Genomic DNA, 19,482 nt, shown 5'->3' on the forward strand with positions numbered 1-19,482 from the left:
GGCGTGACACAGCTACAAGCCTCTTTGGAATTAATCCGAAATATCGGCGCAACTCTTCGGGAAATGGATTGGCAGGTTACGGCAACGCTCAATGCGAAAACCTGGGATTGCCCCGATTGCCCGGCTCAATTGCTGGCTTTGCTACCCGGGCATATAGAAGATGATACGCCGCTTTGGGGGGTAGCGATCGATATTGGCACGACCACAGTCTCGGTTTGGATGGTTGACTTGCTCACAGGAGAAGTAAAGGCACAGGTTGCTGAATATAATCAACAAATTTCGCGTGGTGAGGATGTGATCTCCCGCATCATTGTCGCTGGCAAGGAGGGTGGCAGTGAAAAAATGCGTGACCTGGTTGTGGATACGATCAATAATTTGCTGGTTCAAGCGTGCAAGAGATTGAAAGCCAGCCCTGATGAAATTGTCAAGGCAACCATTGCTGGCAATAGCACGATGATGCATCTTTTACTGGGGATTCCTGCAGCAAGCATTCGTCTATCACCATTTGTGACTGCAATCAATCAAATCCCCACCCTGGATGCGACCGACGTTGGATTAGCAATTCACCCCCAGGCTATTGTTGATTGCCTGCCGGGTGTTGCCAGCTATGTGGGTGCAGATATCAGCGCTGGTGTGCTTTCCTCGGGAATGATCGATTCGGAAGAGATGATCCTCTTTCTGGATGTTGGCACCAATGGTGAGATCGTTCTCGGATCGAAGGATTGGCTCGTAACCTGCGCCTGTTCAGCGGGTCCCGCTTTTGAAGGTTCCGGTGTTTTAGACGGGATGCGCGCAACCAAGGGCGCCATCGAGGAAGTTTGGGTTAACGATCAAACGCATGAGCCGACCTACAGGGTAATTGGCGGTAGCAAGCCTAAAGGTTTGTGCGGCAGCGGTTTGATCTCCCTCCTGGCCGAGATGTTCCTAACTGGCGTGGTTGATAAGGGAGGCAAAGTTAACACAAAACTATCAACCCCACGCACACGAGAAGGTGAACATGGCGGAGAGTATGTTGTCGCCTGGGCCGCTAAATCCAGTACTGGTAAAGATATTGTCATTACCAATGTTGATATCGATAACCTTCTGCGAGCCAAGGCCGCCATCTACGCTGGTTTTGCTGTCCTGGCTGAAAATGTTGGGGTAACCCTGGATATGGCCGAACAGGTTTTGGTGGGTGGATCATTTGGAAAATATATCAATGTCGAAAAGGCCATTGAAATTGGATTGCTGCCTGATCTGCCCTGGGAGAAATTCCAGTTCTTGGGAAATACCTCCGTGCAAGGCTCTTATCTGGCGTTGATTGACGATCAGGTACGCAACCGAATTACAGAGATTGCTACTAAAATGACTTATATTGAATTATCTGCCGATAATAAATTCTATGATGCATTTATGTCGGCGCTCTTCTTGCCGCATACAGATATGACTTTGTTCCCATCTGTGGCAAAAATGATGGAAGAAAAATAAACCAACCTGCATATCCTGTGTATGCGAGTATAAAAAGGAGACCAAATGTATATCATTGGAGAGAATATCCACATCATTTCCCCCGCAGTCAAAGAGGCATTAATAAATCGGGACGGTGAATATTTTAAAACAGCAGCCATCAAGCAGGTTGAGGCCGGCGCGCAATGCGTTGACTTGAATCTCGGCCCTCGCAAGAAAGACTGGGAGGAAGTTTTTCCCTGGATGGTGAAGACAGTTGAAGAGGTGGTTGATGTTCCTTTATGCATTGATACCACCAATGTCAACGGGATGGAAGCTGCCCTGAAGACTGTTACCAAGGCCCAGCCTATCCTGAATTCCACCTCAGCCGAAGCAGAGCGTCTGGAAAAAGTGCCGGAACTGGCGAAGAAATACAATGCGAAACTGATCGCTTTGACAATGGAAAAAAGTGGAATTCCGGTTGCCTCAGATGATCGGGTTAATATTGCCCTTGAAAAACTGATCCCTCGCTGCCTGGAATTGGATTTCCCTATTGAAGACCTGATCATTGATCCCTTGGTTTTGACCGTTTCAGGTTGCCAGGAATTTTGCCCTGAATTGATCGAGGCCGTTCGTACGATCCAATTTGCCTGGGATCCGCCCCCTGCGATCTCGATTGGGCTTTCCAACGTTTCCAATGCTGTTCCAACTGCCAATCGACCGCTGATCAACAGCGTTTACTGTGCAATGGTCATGGGAGCCGGTCTCCAAATGATGATCGCAAATCCGCTGGAGACAGAACTTATGGATGTGATCCGCATCGTTGAAAACCGCGATGAGAGCACCTCGCTAAATAAACTTTATCTCAAGATCCACGATCATGTTGCAGCCATGGAAGCGCCCACTCCTGATGGTGTTGATATGAGCGATCCCAAGCAGGCTGCTGTCTGGAAGACTGTTCAAATTCTTCTTAACAAGGTTATTTACGCAGATTCTTATTTGGAACAATAAAGTAAGTGAAATAGGTGCAGATAAACCACAAAAATTCTCTGCATAAACAAGGTTATACAATGAATATGATATACATTACAATTCGCTGAAGTAGATTAGGAGAATACCATGCCCATCTTTACCCCTGGACGTCGCTGGCAGCCCCCGTACCTGCCATTCAAAAAGGAACCACTTAATCGAAGGTTGCTCGCATCCCTTGAAAAAGCCATCAAGGGTCCACTTTTTGGCTGTCGCATGTGCGGTAACTGTCTTTTGCAGGAAACGGCTTTCATTTGCCCAATGGAATGCCCTAAAGGCGCCCGTAACGGCCCCTGTGGTGGTTCGACTGAAGAGTTTTGCTATGTAGATAATACCCGTCCCTGCATGTGGTACAAGATCTATGAGCGTTCCTTTAAGATGGGGCGCGAAGAAATGCTGCTGGAAGTGCTGCCCCCCCTGGATTGGGAAAAAACCGGCACTGAGACCTGGGGCGATGTAACCAGACAGGTAAAGAAAGTGGGCACGGGGAGGGTAGTCAAAGGGATGCTTTCCAAAGATGCGGCTACTCGCACCGTGACCTGGGATTCAGTTTTTCGCCCCGTTCGCCAGCCGGATTGGTGGGAAGGTGATGCAAAATATCATCCTCCAGCTTATGATGAACCGATGTCAGAATTGGAACGTCGCTTACGAGCCGGAGAATTTGTAGTCACCTCAGAAGTAGCCCCCCCCGTGAGCGCGGCCACTGGCAAGCTTGTTAGAAATACTCAGATGATCAGTCCTTACGTGGCGGCAGTCAACTTTACAGATTGCCCTTCGGCAACGCCACGCATGTCGAGTATAGCGTGCAGCAAATTGGCGCTCGAGAACGGGGCTGAACCGGTCTTGCAGATTGCTGCCCGTGATCGTACACGCACTGGATTACAGGCTGAAATAATTGGGGCGAGCGCTCTTGGTATTCGAAATGTGCTCTGCCTCTCTGGTGATAGCTCTCAGATGGGTCCCTCTCCCTTGGGACGTTCGGATATTATCGATGTCGATTCGGTCCAGATGCTCTGGATCCTGCGTCGTATGCGCGACGAGGGCAAATATCTTGATGGGCGCGAGATTAAATTCCCTCCGCAATTGTTCCTCGGGGCCGCGGCCGCTCCCTTCGCATCAGAGCCCAAATTCCAGGCAATTCGTGAGCATAAAAAGATCAATGCAGGGGCACAATTCTTCCAGACCAATCTGGTTTACGATCCCGATGGGATGGAAATTTGGCTCAATGAGTTAGCCAAGCGCGATATTCTTGACAAGGTTTATTTGCTGATCGGAATCACTCCGCTGAAAACCCTAAAGATGGCACAATATATGCACTATGACGTGCCCGGCGTCTTTATTCCAGAGAAGCTGCTCAAACGCATGGAAGCTGCTGGACCTGATGGTGAAGCCGAAGTCGGTTTTGAGATCGCATTGGAATTGATCGAGTCCATTCGCAATAAGGAAGGCGTCAATGGCATCCACGTGATGGCTGTGGGTTGGGAAGATATTGTCCCGCGCCTCGTCACTGAAGCAGGCTTGCTACCGCCAGATTTTGTGGCTCCCGAACCTAAAGCTGATCCCGCCAAGGTAAAGGCTGTCGCATAAAGAATAATTAGCTGGTTGATATAATTCAAGGGATCGCAGATGCTGTGGTCCCTTGAAAATTTAACTGACCATCGAGGAATTTCCATGGGCAAAAAAGACTGGTTGCTTGGTGATTCGCCTAATCCATTGGGAGATCGGGTTGGCGAGATCCGAGAGAAATTGCAGGCTAAAGACCCTGAAGTTTTAGCCACCCGAACAGGTGCAATCTACTCATCTACAGGTGAGGCGATTTCTGAGATTCAACTGCCCTTTTGGTCAAGGGAGGTAGTGATCAGTTTTCCAGATTTTATTGGCAAATACGCGGATACTGGAGAAGAACTGAATTCTTTTGATATGACCATGCTGGCCTATTATTTTGATATCTCCACAGGTTCTCCAATCGCTGGAGAGTGGATTTCCTTCAATCAGATCCCCGGCGGGATGTTCTACGCCCAGGCTTTTCAGGGTTATTCAGGAAACGAATTGCTGAATGTTTTTGGAGATGATCTGGAAGCCTTTATCAGGGCCAACGAGAAAATTGGCGGGAGGCGCGAAGCCTTTGGGAACGCAGCCTTCTCATATCAAATATTACCTTTTGTTCCGATAATGGTGGTTTGTTGGTTAGGAGATGAAGATTTCTCCTCTTCCTATCGCATGCTTTTTGACGCCAATGCCCATCATTATTTGGTCACGGATGCCTATGCCATTTTAGGCAGTAACCTGGCAAAGCAATTGATTCGAGCAAAAGAATAGACCTCTTGCATAAGTGCTCTAGCCGCCGTCCTCGGCGGCGGTAATAGGAGAGCCTGCGCCGAGGACGGCGCAGGGAGCATAGTGGAAAAAGACTTTTGCAAGAAGTCTAATAAATATAATCGTCCGGAGATAACTATGAAACTTGCAATTAGCGGTAAAGGTGGCGTTGGTAAAACCACCCTCTCAGCTCTACTGGCGCAAGCCTACGCTGATATGGGGCGGGATGTGCTGGCAGTGGATGCAGACCCCTCCCCTTGTTTATCCGGGGCCCTCGGCTTCCCTGATGAGAAATTGGCAAAGCTTAAGCCTATCGTCGAGATGGAAGAATTGATCGAAGAGCGAACTGGTGCCAAACCCGGTACGACCGGTGGTTTCTTTACCATTAATCCACGCGTGGATGATATCCCGGATCGCTTCAGCGTTACCCACAGGAATGTTCGCCTCCTGGAAATGGGTTCGGTGGATCTGGGCGGATCAGGTTGTATCTGCCCGGAAGCGGCGATGCTGAAAACCCTCTTTACCCACCTGATGTTCCGTGATGAGGATATCCTTATCATGGATATGTACGCTGGGGTGGAGCATCTGGGACGTGCTACGGTCGATTTTGTTGAGGCAATGATCATTGTCGTTGAGCCAACCCGACGCTCTTTGGGTACTGCGCGTCAGATCAAGAAACTTGCCAATGATATTGGCCTGGAGCGTCTGTGGTTAGTCGGGAACAAGGTCAGGAATGAGGACGAATCCAGCTTTTTGGAAGCGGGATCACCTGGAATTCCAGTGTTGGGATTTCTTCCCGCAGACTTGAAGGTCCAGGAGGCCGACAGGTTGGGAATTCCTGTTTACGATCATGTTCCAGTGTTGAAAATCGCTGTTGAAGAGATGGTAAAGAAATTGATTTGAGAAATAATTCCTCCCCCGCTTGCGGGGGAGGCCAGGTGGGGGCTTTTAACGCCCCCCTCTAGCTCCCCCCGTAAACTGGGGGAGAACCCTTCGAAAAGTGAGTAAAAAAATGGATCCAAAATTTTATTGGAGAATTCTATGACAACAACAATTGCATTGGCCGGAAAAGGTGGGGTGGGTAAAACCACGATTGCGGGGATGGTGATCAAATATCTGGCTCAAAACCAGGATGGCGCCATTATGGCAATTGATGCCGACCCGAGCAGCAATCTGAATATGGTGCTGGGTCTCGACCTGGAATGGACTGTGGGCGATATTCGGGAGGGGATGCTGGCAGAAGTCCAAAAATCGCTACTGCAAACTGGTGCGGCCATGGGGACGATGCCAGGCGGGTCGAGCAAACAGGATTATCTGGATTATGAGGTCCGTTCATCCCTCTCTGAGGGCGATCGTTTTGATCTGATCGCGATGGGGCGCCCTGAAGGCGCGGGATGTTATTGTGCGGTCAATCATAGCCTGCGAGAGGTAGTGGATAGTATCAGCAAGAGTTATCGCTATGTCATCATTGATAATGAGGCCGGGATGGAGCATCTCAGCCGCCGCACAACCCGGGATGTGGATCACCTGCTGATGGTCAGCGATCCCACCCAACGAGGGATTGTGGCCACAGAGCGAATTGCCGCAATGGTGCCTGACCTTGGCATTAACGTGGAAAATATTCATTTGATCCTTAATCGGGTTGTCGGGGATTTGCCCGCTCCGCTGATGGAGAAGGTTAATGCGATGGATGTGAATTTCCTGGGTACCGTACCCTCAAATAACGATCTGATGGAATTCGAATACAGCGGACGCCCGCTGGTAGAATTGGGTGACGAGTCACCTGTTTATCAGGCTGTGGCAGCAATGATGCAGGGAATACTATGAAATTTCCTGTAGACAAATAATCAAAAATATTGCCCCTGAGGGGGAACTACATTTGCTGGAGAGTGAATGGGAAAAAGAATGAAACAGCTTTGGGGCGTGATCAAAGAAAATCATCGTCTTTTGGTTGCATTGGGGATAATATTGGTTGCTGCGACAATCTATTATTTTGCCTGGGCAATTCCTCAAACTTTTGCTGAAATAACCCATATTGGCATTAACAGAGAGAAGATGGACAATAATATGTGGTGGGCATCTGATGCGAGAGATTATCGAGATTCTGGAGATTATTTCTTTGGCAGGTCAGAGGTGCATGGTTTGAACCGTCGCCCTTGGTTATATCCGCTAATAGTTGGTTTTTTACGTTTAATCATCCCTTCTTTTCCTGATTTTGGTTTGTGGGTATTGCAATTTGTTTTCTGGCTTTTATCTATTTCCTTTATCTTTTTAACCCTGGTGCGCGCAACGGGAAAAATCTGGTTGGCAATGTTGACAACAGGTATTTTTTGGACGCATCCTTCTCCGATAGCATTAACTTTCCATGGGATGACGGAAGTTTTTAATATTTTCCTTTTATCCATCCTGGTCTTTTTTTTGTTCTCAAAACATTCCAATGAAGAGAATTCTGATTACTGGTTGCTTTTCCTAATGTGCCTTTTGGTTGTTACAAAGCCAACCTATCAACTCCAGCTTGCAGCTTTATTGATCTTCAGCCTGATTAAGTCTTTTAAAAAATGGCACATTTTGCGCTTTTGGGGGAAGATTATCCTTGCACTATTTCCTTTGTGGATTCAATTTCTCATCACATGGCAGATTTTGGGATATGCGACCGTTTCCGATGTAGCGGGGCATACCCTCAAATACTGGATGCTGACGCGTGTCTACGCTCGCGCCGAAGGCATAGCGGACCTGCATGAGGTTGCTCCCATTGTGGAAACTTGGTCACGGGAAGAAGAAATCGCCTATTTTCTTGACCACAAGCAACTTACATTCACGACTTATTTCAATAATCTTGTCGCAGAAGGTTTACTCGCCGATTCTTATGTGATTATCGACAAAGATAATTCTATGAATGTCGCCATTATGACTCTTAACAAATGGCATTTCTATCTGCATTTGCTTATGTTGCCATTAATGGGCTATTTTTTACTTTTCAATTACAAGGGCAAATGGAAGGCAGTTTGGATTATTTACCTCACCTTCATAATTCAGATTTTAGCTACAGGCGTTTCAGCCGATCAGGGCGACAGGCTGATGATTACGGCATTACCATTGTGGATAGTTGCCTACAGTTTTGTTATCGGGAGACTTCGGCTGTTAGACATCAGAGAAAACTGAAGTCTGATGCCTGATCGCTGAAATCTAGTATTTGTAAAACCCTCTCCCCGTCTTGCGTCCCAGATAGCCGGCATCCACCATTTTGCGGAGGAGATAAGCCGGGCGATATTTATCCTCGCCAAGATCATGCTGGAGCACCTCCATGACGAAGAATACCACATCCAGGCCGATCAGATCACCAAGGGCGAGCGGCCCCATGGGATGATTCATCCCAAGTTTCATCACTTCGTCAATTGCTTCGGGTGTGCCCACATTTTCCTGTAAAGCGAAAACAGCCTCATTGATCATCGGGCAGAGAATGCGATTGGAGATGAATCCCGGTGAATCGTTTGCCTCGACCGGGGTTTTGCCCATCGCTTCGCACGCCTGGAGGATGGTCTCCGTTACCTCATCGCTGGTTGCGATCCCCCGAATGACCTCCACCAACTTCATCAGCGGAACAGGGTTCATGAAGTGCATCCCGATCACCTTTTCCGGGCGGGAGGTGACCGCTGCGATCTTTGTGATGCTGATCGAAGATGTATTTGTCGCCAGGATCGCGTCAGGGCGGGCCTTTTCATCCATTTCCTTGAAAATCCTGAATTTCAGGTCGGGATTCTCTGTCGCGGCCTCGACGACCAGATCCGCTTCGCCGATGGTATCCATATTGCTGACAAAGTTGATCGCATCGGCAGCGGCCTTTTGCTCCTCGGTGATCCGATTTTTGGAGAGCAGTTTGGCGGTAGATTTCGTAATGACAGCCTGTGCCTTTTCAAGGGCAGCAGGTTGAACGTCCATGCAGGTGACGGTATATCCGGAAACTGCGGCAGTTTGAGCGATCCCATTCCCCATGGTCCCCGCGCCAACGATAAAGATATTTTTGATATCCATATTTATCCTAATCCACTTAGTGTCCATCCTAAAAATATTCCGTAGTGGCGACTTTAGTCGCTCTTTACGGCTGAAGCGTTTACTACAAAAGAATTTTAGGATAGGTTCTTAGTCTTCCAGTTCAATCGTCATCGCCACGGCTTCGCCGCCGCCAAGACAGAGGCATGCCAGACCGCGTTTGAGACCGCGATCCTTGAGGGCATAGATCAGGGTGGCTACGATCCGCGCACCTGAGGCACCGATCGGGTGACCGAGGGAAATCCCGCCACCGTTTACGTTGACTTTCTCCCAATCCCAACCTTGATCCGCCAATTCGTAGCCATTCGCGAGACATTGAGCGGAGAAAGCTTCATTCAATTCGATCAGATCAACATCGGTCAAAGTCCAACCAGCTTTGGCGAGAACTTTTGGGATCGCCTGTGCAGGCGCTGCGAAAAGGCGTTTTGGATGGACTGCAGCATGACCGTAAGAGACGATCCGTGCCATCGGTTTCAGGCCCTTGGCTTCAGCGTAAGCGCGGCTTGAGACGACCACAGCGGCGGCACCATCATTCAAGGTGGACGCGTTCCCAGCCGTGGTTTTTCCATCTTTACTGAAAACCGGACGCAGTTTTGCCAATGCTTCAACAGTCGTACCTGGGCGGGGGCCTTCGTCGGTGTCGAAAATGGTTACTTTGCCCTTGCGACCTGGAACTTCAACCGGTACGATCTCATTCTTGAATTTTCCTGCCTCGATCGCGGCGATAGCTTTTTGCTGGCTTTCCGCAGAATACTGATCCATTGCCTCGCGGGTAACCTCGTATTCACCCGCAATATAGTCAGCTGCGTCCCCCATTTGCCATTCTTCAAAGGGATCCCAGAGTCCATCGTGGAGCAGGGAATCTTTCAGATCGACGTGACCATAGCGGAGTTCACCCGTTCGACCGGGGACAAGGAAGGGAGCGCGGGTCATCGATTCCATCCCGCCGCTGACAAAGAGCTGTCCATCCCCTGCTCTGATCGCCTGTGCGCCGAAGATGATCGCTTTCAACCCCGATCCGCAGACCTTGTTTACGGCGGTTGCGCCGACAGATTCAGGCAATCCGGCAAAGTAGCTGGCCTGGCGGGCAGGAGCCTGACCTACCCCTGCGGTTACCACGTTGCCCATAAAAACTTCGTCGATCTCTGCCAGATCAGGGATACCTGCACGTTCAACAGCAGCTTTGATCGCTACTGCGCCAAGTTTGGGCGCGTCAATCCCTTTTAATGCACCTTGAAAGCGTGCGATTGGCGTCCGGGCTGCACTCAGAATAACGGGTTCGTTCTCTTTGGTCATCTATTATCTCCTTCAAGTTATGTTGATACTATAGAAGTTTATAAGATTTTTGGATTATGAACAATTGTCAATAGACCTTTTCTGGAAACCAAAAAGTCATATTATTTAGGCGTGCAGGGCTGGAGGAGGGTACGTCGCACCCCTCTTAGTTTGGAGATGGGTCAAAGGGTTGGATGAATATTACTTGCCACTCACCATTTTCTTCTTCCTTGATGGTCGAAGCTGGTGTGACCAGATGAATCCAGGTCCGACCAGGGTGTAAGGCAATTGGATTTTTATCAATATCTTCAAAATGGATTGGGCGTAAAAGTCCGTTTTTCTGCTCCCATTCCCGGTTGGCAGTAGACCAGTAGATTTTTCTGACCATCCCATCACGGAAGAGATAAGCAAAGCCCTTTTGGCTCATGCTCAGATCAATTTCCAACTGATTATGCCGAAATACGGCATGTTCTGCCTGCAAAACGATCACATTCTCAAAAAACTGCTGCCTCCCGCTCAGGCGGTCAGTGGCAGGATGAAAAATCCCCGTTCCGTCGGCGTTATCTGTATAACGCAAATAGGATTGTGAAATCGGATCATATCGCCAGGCGGATTGGCTGATCTTGTGATAATAGACAGAAATAGTTGTTGCCGGGTCGCCCGCGATATTGGGCAGGCTCTCGCTAAATAGATTTCCAGCATAGTTGACTTTCTGTCCGTCAACCTTATTCTCCTCAGCCAATTTTCGCATCTCTTCAACCGGCAGGAGGGCGCTATTTGGCGTGGACGTATCCACACCATAAACAATTCTGCAGGGATTGAGCTGGGCGAGAATGTCGGCTGGCGCACCGGCGAAGACCAGACAGCTATTGGTGAACATTTTGTTGATATTGTCGTATGTCAGCCGCCCGGAACGGATCGGGCCCACATAGGCTTCAAGAGGCAGGTACCAGGCCGGGGGTGTACCGGTAACGACGGGACTGGGGGTCGCAACTGGCTTTTCCAGCAGGAGCAGGCCTGCGTCCCAGGATGAATCGGCGGAAGATTGTCTGAAGGATTTTGTTCTTCCGGTGGTTAATTCCGCATCGCTATCCTGATCGTCATTTCCAATATTTGGATGGGTAAACTCGAAATTTTTTGTCCCAACAAATTCGATAAAATAGCTGTTTTCATTTGCCGGAATATCAAAGGCATAAAAGCCATTTGAATTTGTGGATGTGCTTTGGACAATTTCTGCGCTGTCTGCATTGTAGAGATGGACACAGATCCCACCCACACCGGCCTCCCAGGCATTTTGTACGCCATCCAGATTCTCATCAAGCCAGACCCGATTGCCGACCCAGTTTTCTGCTGGGGTGAATATAGTTTCCCTAACCGGGCAGCTTCCGGTGACGTTTTGAATACGACGGGGATAATCGCCATAGAAGACGCCCAAGAAGCGGGTGGTGGCCTCGCCGATATAATATTCAAAAATCCAGGGAGCAAATCCTGGCCCTGCCTGTGGACGTGCAGAGACCGGAATATTACTGATCGAGACCAGCACTGCTGGCAGATCAAGCAGGGTGGGATCCTGAACAGCGCGACCGGTTAAAGGGTTATAACCAGATGGGAAATTCTCAATTTCAGGGCCATGGCTAACTGGCGTCAATCGTGGCTGTGGTGTCGGTGTGATCGTTATGGTTGGCGTTTGCGTTGGGGCGGATGTGGCTGTTGCCAAGAGGGGTATTGTCTTTGTTGCCGTGGGTGTTCCTTCAACAGTTGATGTGCTGATGCAGCCAGAAAATGATAGCATTCCCAAAAGAATAAGAATGCCTAGAAAGCATTTTTTCGATAATTTCACAGGATACATCTTGAAAATATTGTACTTGAAAACCAGCTTTTGCTTAATACTCCCCAAACCCGGGAGGAGAAAAAATACGTACCTTCCATTGGTGTGTATTGAGTTCAGTGACTGAGCTATAGGGCGTTGCGATCAAAATCCACGTGTGGCCGGGGTGTAAAGCGATCGGATTTCCCTCCAAATCCTGAAAAGCAGGTGGGCGTCGAAATCCTGTCGATCTTTCGTAGTCAGTCGTGCGGGTACTCCACTTGATCTCATACTTCTGCCCATCTCGGAAAAGAATCCCTTTTTCAAGCATACCCAATTCCATATGCATATCAGCGATGCGCGTAGCTAACACCTCATGCTCGACAAAAAGGACAATTAGATTTTCAAAAGATAGCTCACGTCCGGTCAACTTATCAATATCTCGATGAAAAACAGTTTCTTCGCTGGCATTATCTACATAGCGTGCCCAACTCTTCGAAAGTGGATCATAGATCCATTTTGTCTGATTAACGGAGGAGACAAATATATCTACCTGATCTGCGGGAACTCCTCCTGCAGGCGGAAGTTCTGCAAATAAATTGCTGGCGTAGTTAAAATGACTCCCTCTGTTGATGGCATTTTTCTCTGAAATGGTTATCATGCGTTTAATTTCGAGCAGAGAACCTGCCCCGTTTTCCGTATTATGCACCTGTGAGCAAATTGGAAGTTTGTCTATTATCTCCCTCGTTGCACCAGAGATGATCAGGCAGCTATTTTGGAAAAAATTCTGGATGTGAATATAGAGCAAACGTCCAGACCGGATTGGCCCAACTTTCCCCCCAGGCAGGATCGAGGTCTGGTTTGGGGGTGGCATCAAGCCTGCATCTACCAGAAAATAATCATTCATAATCGGCAGCAAGCCCGTCATCCCGCTGAGGGGATCGGCATCACTATCCAATTTATCGTCGCCAAGATTAGCCGGGGAGAAATCCATTTTCTCAGGAGGGATGAATTCGATCTGATAGGTTTCCCCTTTCTCCACGGCGAATCCGTAATAACCATTTGAATCAGTGCTGGTTTCCTGGATGAGTTCGCCATTTGAATTATAGAGATTAACGCAAACGCCGCCTACGCCTGGCTCACCGGCATTTTGGATGCCATCCCCGTTTTTATCGAGCCACACAAAATTGCCCAGGATCTCCCCATTGTGGGAAAAGGGTTCGGTACGAATTTCGCAATCCCCAACGAGAGCCTTTTCCTCAAAGGGCTGCTCTCCATAAAAGACGGCCAATAAGCGTGTTGTGCCCTCACCGATCAGGAACTCAAAAACCCAGGGAGAAAATGACAACCCCGATTGTGGCCGGGCGCTAATCGGAAAATGCGGCACCGAAATGAGTAAGGCCGGCTCTTCCAATAAAGATGGATCGGAAACAGAAAGCCCAGTGAGAGGATTGATACCTTCTGGAAAATCCTCCTGATTTGGGCCAAAGCTGACAGTAGTTCCAATTGGCTGCGGAATTGGAGTGAATGTTGGCGTGGGGGTTGGTGTTGCAGTATGCGAAGTTTCTCTTAATGGAATGGAAGAACTTGCAGTTTCCCTCTTTTTAGTACAGCCAGAAAATGACATTCCTATAAGAAGGAGGGTAATAGATAAAAAGAATATTTTTGATGATTTCATAATCTGCTACCCTTAAACTGGCTATTCTTTTCCCCAAGCCTCTTTAATGCGCTGGTATGTTTCTTCCAGCGCCTCGGGCAGGACGCGTGTTTCTCCAAGCGAAGACATGAAATTTGTGTCTCCCGACCAGCGCGGCACAACATGCAGGTGAACATGGGGAGCAATCCCTGCGCCAGCGGCTTCACCGATATTTGCGCCCATATTAAATCCCTGTGGGCGATAGATGCTGCGCAGGACCCTCATTGATTGAGTGACCAGTTCCATCATTTCAGCGCGAGTATCCGCGTTTAGAACTTCGAGATTGGGTTTGTGAATATATGGAATTACAAGAATATGTCCGCTTGTATAGGGATAACGATTCATGACCACATAGGATAGCTCGCCTCGGACAACGATCAGATTTTCTTTATTATCGGGCATCTTTTGAATTGTGCAAAAGACACAGCCCTCTTCATTTTTATGAGCTTGTATATATTTCATGCGCCAGGGAGACCAGAGATATTTCATAATTTTATTGATAAAATCAGCTTTATAAACCAGTAAACTGAGAAGAATGGAAGATCAAAAACGATTGTAGCAGAGAATGGTTTTTGCTGGTATGGTTGACAAGTCACCCTGCCTTAAAGTATCCTCAATATAATGAATCAGCCCTCTCTTTTCTCTTCCCCTCGCTGGACAGTTACCAGCCTGACCGCTTATCTGCGTGAAATCTTTGAATCAGATGAGATGCTGCGTGATGTTTGGATTCAGGGTGAAATCTCCAATCTCTCTCGCCCACGTTCCGGGCATATTTACTTTACCCTGAAAGATGGTGGAGCCGCCTTGCGGAGCGTCATGTGGCGCAGCAGCACCGCCCGTTTGGCTCTTGACTTGCGAGAGGGCATGGCCGTTGAAGCTCATGGGTATCTCGGTATTTATGATGTAAGCGGGCAGTACCAGCTTTACGCCGATGAGATTCGCCCCGTGGGCGAAGGTCTGCTTTATCAGGAATTTTTACGTTTGAAAGAAATGCTCGAGGCTGAAGGTCTCTTCGATGATGATCGTAAGCGAGTTATCCCTGAGTTACCTAAAAAGATTGGTATTATCACCTCGGCTACAGGCGCGGCTTTGCGAGATATGCTCAACACACTTCAAAGGCGGATGCCTCTTGCAGAAGTGATCCTCGCACCGACCACAGTCCAGGGCGACACAGCTCCACCGAAAATCATCGCTGCATTGGATGATTTGCTCCGCATCGTTCCTGACCTCGATGTGATCCTGCTTGGACGCGGCGGTGGCTCCATCGAAGATTTGTGGGCATTTAACGATGAGCGCGTTGTGCGTGCTGTGGCGGCTTCACCGGTCCCCATCATCTCTGGGGTTGGACATGAAACCGACTTCACCCTGACAGATTTTGCATCCGATCTGCGTGCAGCCACTCCCACCGCAGCAGCCGAATTGGCAACCCCGATCACCATCGACGAATTACGCGGCGCGACGAGTTATTACGCCGACCAGCTTAAGATCCAAATTTCGAATGCACTGGATAAATATCATATTAACGTGGATGATCTTTGCGTTCGCTTGGGGTATGCCTCTCCGCTGAAGCAAATCCAGCGGGACGCTCAATCTTTAGATGGGCTCTTGTATCGCCTTAACACCCGGCAAACCCACCGTCAGGATTTGATGTGGACCAGGATAAAAGGAATGAATCGCCGTCTCGAGGCTCTCAATCCCCAGGCGGTTTTGGGGCGAGGGTATGCGGTCCTCACCCGTCAAACAGACCAGAAAATTGTTGGCAGCGTGGACGATGCGAACGCGGGGGATGAGCTAAAGGTTCGCGTTGCAGATGGAGAATTTGGCGTAAAGGTCACATAATGGAGATATTATGACTGAGAAAAAAATTGAAAAAATGAGCTACGAGGAAGCTTTTGCCGAGTTGGAGACAATCGTGGCGACGCTTGAAAATGAACAGACTTCGCTGGATAAATCAATGGCGCTTTTTGAACGAGGTCAGCATTTGAGCAGCCGTTGCACCTTTTTACTTGAAGAAGCGGAATTGAAAGTGAGGCAGCTTTCTGAAGATGGTTTGCTCGAGGCGGATGCATGAATAGCCCCGTAGATATATTTCAAAACCCGGTATTTTTGAGTTCGGTTATCGCCTGGGGTTTGGCGCAAATCATAAAAGTTCCTGTGGAATATTGGCGAACCAAAAGAATAAACTGGGCATTGCTGCTCAGCACAGGTGGAATGCCCAGTTCGCACTCGTCCCTGATGACCGGTGCGACCTATGGCGCAGGCCTTTTTGTAGGTTTTGATTCCCCTGTTTTTGCGGTGGTTTTTTCGATCACAATGATCGTGATCTACGATGCGACAGGTGTACGTCGTCAGGCTGGTTTCCATGCTGAGAAGATCAATTTATTAATTGGTGAGTTACTTAGTGGAGATTTCAAGGCAGAAAAAAAATTGCGCGAAGTGCTCGGGCACACGCCTCTGGAAGCGATAGCCGGGGTGATCCTTGGATTGATCGTCCCCCAGGTTCTATGGTTTTTGTGGAACTGATTTAATTTTTTTCTTTTCTAAATGCAAAGAGCTTCCCGACGGGAAGCTCTTTGCATTTTTTGTATAGCAAGTATCAACAATGATTATGGTGTTATCCACTTTATTGAGTCATCCCTAATTTCCAGCGTATGCTTGTCAGGGTTTCCGATGCCATAACCGCCGCCAGAAACACTCTTGTTTTGTCCTACAAGCCACGCGTACATCGAAAAGGTTCCGTAAGGCACTGACATTACTACAGACTGATTTTTCTCGAGGGAAGGTACAAATAAATAGCCGCATTGATTGTGCGCGTTATTTGGCGAGAGATATAGTGAAATATTGGCTGTGCTTTTTGTAGTATTTACGATACGCATTGTTGACTCTGTCCCCGCCCAGCTGCCCAAGAACTGGTTACACCGATCTGTGTCTGGCGTATTTGTTATCTCAGGCAGCGCCAAAGTTGGAACAAGGGTCATTGTTGCTGTCGGAGGGACGGGGGTCGGTGTCTCTGTCGGAGGGACAGGTGTGGCTGTGGGCATTGCTGCAATTGTTTCAGCAGCCATTGTCCACGCCATGGCAAGGGCGGTTGCTTGCACATCTTCGCCGGTTAAAACCGGTGGGGCATCTTCGGCCGGGGTTCCTCCACAAGCACTCAGTAAAAAGCTGAGCGTAGCAAGGATGAGGGTTATCTTTTTCATGTTATTTTCTTGAACTCCTGAAAATTATTATTTTTCGACTTTAACTTTGTCTTTGGATATGACTATTGTGATGCTGTTGTTTTTATGTACGACAAAATAGTTGATCATGGGATCTTTGCCAACATAGACGATAGAGGCATAATTCCCTTCGGGAATAGTGAGTTTAATTCGTTCTCTTGGGGCAAGATCATATTCGATAATTGGATTATATCCACCTACTGTCGAACCTTGCAAGGAAATATAGACTCTAACCTTTGTGGTATTTTTTACATCGATTTTATATCTTGGCACACTGGCTGGAGGTTCATTGATACTGATAGGAGATGTAGGTGAGGGGAAAACACTTGTTGCAGTAATCTCACGGGTTGCCGTTGCAGTTCCGGCAGGAAGAGTGCCTTCTGGAGTCTCCGTTGCAGTTTCAGCGGGGAGGGTGCCATCTGGAGTTTCAGTTGGTGTGAGGGTCCCGTCAGGTGTTTCAGTTAGGGTAGCGGTGGCTGTTTCGGTGGAAGATACTACTTCGGTCGCAGTTGGTTCATCAGTGGGCGATTCTAGCATGGATGTCGCAAGTGCAGCTATCGCATCAAGCGTTTGCGCGACCTGGGTGTTGGCAGCTTCTTCTACCGTCGCTACAACATCAACAGGTGCGGACGTTGCATCCCCAGACCCTGGATTCAGAAAGTCTGGCACACAGGCACTCAAGCTAAGTAGAACGAGTGCCCCTGCAAATAAGATTTTCTTCATGGCGACCTCCCTCGCATAGCGGGTCATCTATTTGGCAACTTCCAGAAACTGAATAATTGTATCCCGCAACATTCCTTCAGGCAATGCGCCAACCTGGCGATGAATGATCTTCCCGTTAGCAATAAAAAGCATTGTAGGGATCCCCTGAACACCGTATTTTTGTGACCATTGTGAGTCTTCATCCGTATTTACTTTTGCGATCAAAACTTTACCTTCCAGCTCTTTTGCCAGTTTATCCAGGATTGGCGCAACCATTCGACAGGGAGCACACCACGGAGCCCAAAAATCAACCACTACTGGTAGCGATGATTGCAATACAGTTTTCTCAAAGGCCGCATCTGTCACGTGAATAGGTTCGTTAACCATGATTAATCCTCCACAAATTATTCTGTGCTTTGACTGGGTGCAATAATTTTATAGTCCGAATTGATTTTTGCAGTTGATTTTAGCATTGCGCTTACCGAACAATATTTATCTTCCGAAAGCTGGATAGCCTGTTCCACATCTTTTTCCCTGATATCCTCGCCCCAGATCAAATATGTGACATTGATATCAGTATACACTTTTGGATGCGTATCTGCCCGCTTTCCACTAACTTCAATTTGCAGATCACTGAACTTGACGCGCTTTTTATTTAAAAAATTGACAACATCAACGCCAGTACAACCAGCCAACGAAGCCAGTATCATTTGCATCGGTTTAATGCCGGGTTTCCCCTCCATTACGCCTAATTGCGCTGTCCCGCCCTCCCCATTTTCTCCCAGAAAGGCGCTTTCTCCCTGCCAGGTGACCTTAATATTTGTGGAAAAATCTCCCATATAAACACCTCTTTGATGAAATAAAAAGCACAAGGCAGTATAACATAAAAGGCCTTCTCAAATTCATTATGTTATAATCGCTCGTTATGACAGAACCCATTTTTCGATGGCGAGAGGGCCTTGCAAAAACCAGTAAATCTGCTTTCGGACGTGTTGCCAGTTTACTCGGCGCCACAGAAATTACATCAGATATATGGGATGAACTGGAAGCGCTTCTCATCCAGGCTGACCTGGGAGTTGAGATCACGACTGAGGTAATTGAAGCCCTTCAGCGTTGCAGCCGTGATTTGGGCCTGCTTCGCTCCGAAGAGCTTAAAGTTGCCCTTCGGGATGAACTCCGCTCCCGCCTCGATGAGCACGGGGATATTTCATTTGCAGAATCTGGCCCCAGTGTTATTCTTTTGGTAGGTGTAAATGGTTCTGGTAAAACGACTACAGCCGCCAAGTTGGGCGCTCTGTTCGTCTCGCAAGAAAAAATAGTTATTTTTGGGGCTGCCGATACTTTTCGGGCGGCAGCCGTTGAGCAGATCCAGGTTTGGGGCAGCAGGCTGAATATTGACGTGATCGCAGGTCAACCGGAGAGCGATCCCGGCGCAGTCGCATATAATACAGTCCAGGCAGGGATCGCGCGTAGCGCAGATATTATCCTGATCGATACTGCAGGCCGTCTGCATACGCGCTTCAATCTCATGCAGGAATTGCAAAAGATTGAACGCGTGGTTGGCAAAGCATCCCCCGGTGCGCCTCATGCAGTTTGGCTGGTAATGGATACCACCACCGGACAAAACGCGCTCCAACAGGCGCGGGCGTTCAAGGAAGCGGTTGGAGTGACAGGGGTGATCCTGACCAAGTTGGATACATCGGCCCGCGGAGGGATGGTTTTTGCCATTCGCCGTGAGCTTGGACTGCCGATCCTATTTGCTGGTCTGGGTGAAAAGATGGATGATTTACAAATTTTCGATCCAAACGCCTTTATCGAAGGTATTTTGGCAGCGTTTTAACGGAGGCATGATGCACGAGATTTTAGGACGATTACAAGCCGCAGAAGAATTGAGCAAACAGCTTATGGAGCGTCTTTGACTTAATTTCCAAGGAAACCAAGCTCAAAAAATTACAAAAAGAAAC

The 19,482-nt window shown here is 48.3% G+C and carries 20 protein-coding genes; 11 read left to right on the forward strand and 9 right to left on the reverse strand.

Going from position 1 to position 19,482, the window contains the following annotated elements; translation table 11 throughout:
* From AC3DOM_RS02565 to AC3DOM_RS02595, 7 genes are all read left to right on the forward strand, one after another.
* A partial coding sequence (locus AC3DOM_RS02565) for an ASKHA domain-containing protein (RefSeq protein WP_487917460.1) occupies nucleotides 1-1,467 on the forward strand: 1,467 nt, incomplete at its 5' end.
* Between the two features lie 45 nt (nucleotides 1,468-1,512).
* The gene (locus AC3DOM_RS02570; protein ID WP_487917461.1) at nucleotides 1,513-2,436 is read left to right on the forward strand and encodes a dihydropteroate synthase; all 924 of its coding nucleotides are present in this window, start codon (nucleotides 1,513-1,515) and stop codon (nucleotides 2,434-2,436) included.
* A 108-nt stretch (nucleotides 2,437-2,544) separates the two neighbouring features.
* Entirely contained in the window at nucleotides 2,545-4,041 is a 1,497-nt protein-coding gene (locus tag AC3DOM_RS02575) for a methylenetetrahydrofolate reductase C-terminal domain-containing protein (protein ID WP_487917462.1), read from the forward strand.
* Nucleotides 4,042-4,125: 84 nt separating this feature from the next.
* Nucleotides 4,126-4,773, forward strand: a complete 648-nt coding sequence (locus AC3DOM_RS02580) for a DUF3786 domain-containing protein (RefSeq protein ID WP_487917463.1) — start codon at nucleotides 4,126-4,128, stop codon at nucleotides 4,771-4,773.
* A gap of 135 nt (nucleotides 4,774-4,908) precedes the next feature.
* Nucleotides 4,909-5,673, forward strand: a complete 765-nt coding sequence (locus tag AC3DOM_RS02585) for an ATP-binding protein (RefSeq protein WP_487917464.1) — start codon at nucleotides 4,909-4,911, stop codon at nucleotides 5,671-5,673.
* 138 nt (nucleotides 5,674-5,811) lie between these two features.
* On the forward strand, nucleotides 5,812-6,597 hold the full coding sequence (locus AC3DOM_RS02590) for a nucleotide-binding protein (RefSeq protein WP_487917465.1): 786 nt from the start codon (nucleotides 5,812-5,814) through the stop codon (nucleotides 6,595-6,597).
* Nucleotides 6,598-6,675: 78 nt separating this feature from the next.
* On the forward strand, nucleotides 6,676-7,932 hold the full coding sequence (locus AC3DOM_RS02595) for a hypothetical protein (RefSeq protein ID WP_487917466.1): 1,257 nt from the start codon (nucleotides 6,676-6,678) through the stop codon (nucleotides 7,930-7,932).
* 24 nt (nucleotides 7,933-7,956) lie between these two features.
* Here AC3DOM_RS02595 and AC3DOM_RS02600 read toward each other — a convergent pair whose 3' ends face one another.
* The 5 genes from AC3DOM_RS02600 to AC3DOM_RS02620 all read right to left on the reverse strand — a co-directional run bounded on the left by AC3DOM_RS02600 (nucleotide 7,957) and on the right by AC3DOM_RS02620 (nucleotide 14,087).
* Nucleotides 7,957-8,802, reverse strand: coding sequence for a 3-hydroxybutyryl-CoA dehydrogenase (locus tag AC3DOM_RS02600; RefSeq protein ID WP_487917467.1), 846 nt, complete (start codon nucleotides 8,800-8,802; stop codon nucleotides 7,957-7,959).
* Nucleotides 8,803-8,910: 108 nt separating this feature from the next.
* Entirely contained in the window at nucleotides 8,911-10,116 is a 1,206-nt protein-coding gene (locus AC3DOM_RS02605; RefSeq protein WP_487917468.1) for an acetyl-CoA C-acetyltransferase, read from the reverse strand.
* Between the two features lie 145 nt (nucleotides 10,117-10,261).
* A complete protein-coding gene (locus tag AC3DOM_RS02610) occupies nucleotides 10,262-11,887 on the reverse strand; it encodes an SdrD B-like domain-containing protein (protein WP_487917469.1) in 1,626 nt (541 codons plus the stop codon).
* Nucleotides 11,888-11,978: 91 nt separating this feature from the next.
* Nucleotides 11,979-13,580: an SdrD B-like domain-containing protein gene (locus AC3DOM_RS02615; RefSeq protein ID WP_487917470.1), complete on the reverse strand. Its 1,602-nt coding sequence runs from the start codon at nucleotides 13,578-13,580 to the stop codon at nucleotides 11,979-11,981.
* 21 nt (nucleotides 13,581-13,601) lie between these two features.
* The gene (locus tag AC3DOM_RS02620) at nucleotides 13,602-14,087 is read right to left on the reverse strand and encodes an HIT family protein (RefSeq protein WP_487917471.1); all 486 of its coding nucleotides are present in this window, start codon (nucleotides 14,085-14,087) and stop codon (nucleotides 13,602-13,604) included.
* A 132-nt stretch (nucleotides 14,088-14,219) separates the two neighbouring features.
* Here AC3DOM_RS02620 and xseA point away from each other — a divergent pair, with 132 nt between their 5' ends.
* The 3 genes from xseA to AC3DOM_RS02635 are packed head-to-tail and all read left to right on the forward strand — an operon-like array spanning nucleotide 14,220 to nucleotide 16,121.
* Entirely contained in the window at nucleotides 14,220-15,437 is a 1,218-nt protein-coding gene (xseA, locus tag AC3DOM_RS02625; RefSeq protein WP_487917472.1) for an exodeoxyribonuclease VII large subunit, read from the forward strand.
* Between the two features lie 10 nt (nucleotides 15,438-15,447).
* Nucleotides 15,448-15,669: an exodeoxyribonuclease VII small subunit gene (xseB, locus tag AC3DOM_RS02630; RefSeq protein WP_487917473.1), complete on the forward strand. Its 222-nt coding sequence runs from the start codon at nucleotides 15,448-15,450 to the stop codon at nucleotides 15,667-15,669.
* Nucleotides 15,666-16,121 carry a divergent PAP2 family protein gene (locus AC3DOM_RS02635; protein WP_487917474.1) on the forward strand — a complete coding sequence of 152 codons (456 nt, stop codon included), beginning with the start codon at nucleotides 15,666-15,668 and terminating at the stop codon, nucleotides 16,119-16,121. Before xseB ends, AC3DOM_RS02635 begins: the two co-directional genes overlap by 4 nt.
* An 83-nt stretch (nucleotides 16,122-16,204) precedes the next feature.
* Here the strand turns inward: AC3DOM_RS02635 and AC3DOM_RS02640 are convergent, their stop codons facing one another.
* The 4 genes from AC3DOM_RS02640 to AC3DOM_RS02655 are packed head-to-tail and all read right to left on the reverse strand — an operon-like array spanning nucleotide 16,205 to nucleotide 18,357.
* Complete coding sequence (locus AC3DOM_RS02640) at nucleotides 16,205-16,798, reverse strand: hypothetical protein (protein ID WP_487917475.1); 594 nt, start codon at nucleotides 16,796-16,798, stop codon at nucleotides 16,205-16,207.
* 27 nt (nucleotides 16,799-16,825) lie between these two features.
* Nucleotides 16,826-17,539 (reverse strand): superantigen-like protein SSL4, encoded by a 714-nt coding sequence (locus AC3DOM_RS02645; protein WP_487917476.1) that lies wholly within the window; start codon nucleotides 17,537-17,539, stop codon nucleotides 16,826-16,828.
* 27 nt (nucleotides 17,540-17,566) lie between these two features.
* Nucleotides 17,567-17,905 carry a thioredoxin gene (trxA, locus tag AC3DOM_RS02650; protein ID WP_487917477.1) on the reverse strand — a complete coding sequence of 113 codons (339 nt, stop codon included), beginning with the start codon at nucleotides 17,903-17,905 and terminating at the stop codon, nucleotides 17,567-17,569.
* 17 nt (nucleotides 17,906-17,922) lie between these two features.
* On the reverse strand, nucleotides 17,923-18,357 hold the full coding sequence (locus tag AC3DOM_RS02655; RefSeq protein WP_487917478.1) for an OsmC family protein: 435 nt from the start codon (nucleotides 18,355-18,357) through the stop codon (nucleotides 17,923-17,925).
* An 86-nt stretch (nucleotides 18,358-18,443) separates the two neighbouring features.
* Between AC3DOM_RS02655 and ftsY the strand changes: the two genes are divergently transcribed.
* A complete protein-coding gene (gene ftsY, locus AC3DOM_RS02660; RefSeq protein WP_487917479.1) occupies nucleotides 18,444-19,358 on the forward strand; it encodes a signal recognition particle-docking protein FtsY in 915 nt (304 codons plus the stop codon).
* Nucleotides 19,359-19,482 lie beyond the last annotated feature (124 nt).

Source organism: Candidatus Desulfolinea nitratireducens, assembly GCF_982879505.1.

What these genes read in the sequence shown, in the direction of transcription:
- AC3DOM_RS02580 (WP_487917463.1), top strand. Translation starts at nt 4,126, where the DNA reads ATGGGCAAAAAAGACTGGTTGCTTGGTGATTCGCCTAATCCATTGGGA.
- AC3DOM_RS02620 (WP_487917471.1), bottom strand. Translation starts at nt 14,087, where the DNA reads ATGAAATATCTCTGGTCTCCCTGGCGCATGAAATATATACAAGCTCAT.
- AC3DOM_RS02570 (WP_487917461.1), top strand. Translation starts at nt 1,513, where the DNA reads ATGTATATCATTGGAGAGAATATCCACATCATTTCCCCCGCAGTCAAA.
- AC3DOM_RS02640 (WP_487917475.1), bottom strand. Translation starts at nt 16,798, where the DNA reads ATGAAAAAGATAACCCTCATCCTTGCTACGCTCAGCTTTTTACTGAGT.
- AC3DOM_RS02645 (WP_487917476.1), bottom strand. Translation starts at nt 17,539, where the DNA reads ATGAAGAAAATCTTATTTGCAGGGGCACTCGTTCTACTTAGCTTGAGT.
- AC3DOM_RS02590 (WP_487917465.1), top strand. Translation starts at nt 5,812, where the DNA reads ATGACAACAACAATTGCATTGGCCGGAAAAGGTGGGGTGGGTAAAACC.
- xseA (WP_487917472.1), top strand. Translation starts at nt 14,220, where the DNA reads ATGAATCAGCCCTCTCTTTTCTCTTCCCCTCGCTGGACAGTTACCAGC.
- AC3DOM_RS02585 (WP_487917464.1), top strand. Translation starts at nt 4,909, where the DNA reads ATGAAACTTGCAATTAGCGGTAAAGGTGGCGTTGGTAAAACCACCCTC.
- AC3DOM_RS02655 (WP_487917478.1), bottom strand. Translation starts at nt 18,357, where the DNA reads ATGGGAGATTTTTCCACAAATATTAAGGTCACCTGGCAGGGAGAAAGC.
- ftsY (WP_487917479.1), top strand. Translation starts at nt 18,444, where the DNA reads ATGACAGAACCCATTTTTCGATGGCGAGAGGGCCTTGCAAAAACCAGT.
- AC3DOM_RS02575 (WP_487917462.1), top strand. Translation starts at nt 2,545, where the DNA reads ATGCCCATCTTTACCCCTGGACGTCGCTGGCAGCCCCCGTACCTGCCA.
- AC3DOM_RS02605 (WP_487917468.1), bottom strand. Translation starts at nt 10,116, where the DNA reads ATGACCAAAGAGAACGAACCCGTTATTCTGAGTGCAGCCCGGACGCCA.
- xseB (WP_487917473.1), top strand. Translation starts at nt 15,448, where the DNA reads ATGACTGAGAAAAAAATTGAAAAAATGAGCTACGAGGAAGCTTTTGCC.
- AC3DOM_RS02610 (WP_487917469.1), bottom strand. Translation starts at nt 11,887, where the DNA reads ATGCTATCATTTTCTGGCTGCATCAGCACATCAACTGTTGAAGGAACA.
- AC3DOM_RS02595 (WP_487917466.1), top strand. Translation starts at nt 6,676, where the DNA reads ATGAAACAGCTTTGGGGCGTGATCAAAGAAAATCATCGTCTTTTGGTT.
- AC3DOM_RS02600 (WP_487917467.1), bottom strand. Translation starts at nt 8,802, where the DNA reads ATGGATATCAAAAATATCTTTATCGTTGGCGCGGGGACCATGGGGAAT.
- trxA (WP_487917477.1), bottom strand. Translation starts at nt 17,905, where the DNA reads ATGGTTAACGAACCTATTCACGTGACAGATGCGGCCTTTGAGAAAACT.
- AC3DOM_RS02635 (WP_487917474.1), top strand. Translation starts at nt 15,666, where the DNA reads ATGAATAGCCCCGTAGATATATTTCAAAACCCGGTATTTTTGAGTTCG.
- AC3DOM_RS02615 (WP_487917470.1), bottom strand. Translation starts at nt 13,580, where the DNA reads ATGAAATCATCAAAAATATTCTTTTTATCTATTACCCTCCTTCTTATA.